Here is an 874-nt window from a genome sequence, read left to right as displayed (position 1 = left end):
CTAGTGTCCTGAGTCATTAATTCGTGTGCAGTAGTGGGCGATGGAGTCGAGGATCTGGTCAGCGGTCTTGACCCACACGTAGGGGCGGGGGTTGTCGTTCCAGGTCTCGATCCATGCTCTGATGTCGGCGTTGAGTGCTCTCACGGTGCGGTGGGTGGAGCGTTGGAGTTTCTTGGTGGTTAGTTCGGCGAACCAGCGTTCGACGAGGTTCATCCAGGATGAGCTGGTGGGGGTGAAGTGGACTACGAATCGTGGGTGCGAGGTCAGCCATCGTTTGACCGCGGGTGTCTTGTGGGTGGAGGCGTTGTCCATGACCAGGTGGACGTCGAGCTCGTCGGGTACTTCGGCGTCGATCTTGCGGAGGAATCCGATGAATTCCGTTGCGCGATGCCGTGAGTGAAGCGAACCGATGACTTTTCCCGACGCGATGTCCAACGCCGCGTACAGGCTGGAGGTGCCGTTGCGCACGTAGTCGTGGCTGGCCCGTTGCGGGGTGCCCGGGAGCATGGGAAAGATCGGCTGGGTGCGATCGAGCGCTTGGATCTGGGTCTTCTCGTCAACGCAGAGCACCAGGGCACGTTCGGGTGGGTTCATGTAGAGCCCGACGACGTCGCGGACCTTCTCGGTGAACAGGGGATCTTTCGACAGCTTCCACGACTCCTGTTTGTGTGGAGCCAATCCGAACGCTCTCCATACACGCGAAACAGTTGACTGCGACATGCCGAGATGCTCAGCCATCGACCGAGTCGACCAGTGTGTCGCATTCTTCGGAGTGGTCTCGAGAGTCGCGGTGATCAGGTCTTTGATCTGCTCGTCGCCGACGGTGCGAGGTCGCCCAGGCCGGGGTTCGTCGAGCAACCCCTCGCAGCGGTGC

At 60.6% G+C, this 874-nt stretch carries 1 protein-coding gene; it reads right to left on the bottom strand.

Annotated elements, in window-relative coordinates; genetic code table 11:
* A partial coding sequence (locus A5785_RS03045; RefSeq protein ID WP_064864511.1) for an IS630 family transposase occupies positions 1-874 on the bottom strand: 874 nt, incomplete at its 5' end.

Source organism: Gordonia sp. 852002-50395_SCH5434458 (assembly GCF_001665905.1).
Classification (GTDB): domain Bacteria; phylum Actinomycetota; class Actinomycetes; order Mycobacteriales; family Mycobacteriaceae; genus Gordonia; species Gordonia jacobaea.
Note: the sequence above shows the minus strand (reverse complement) of the source record. Positions and strands in the feature narration are given on the sequence as shown.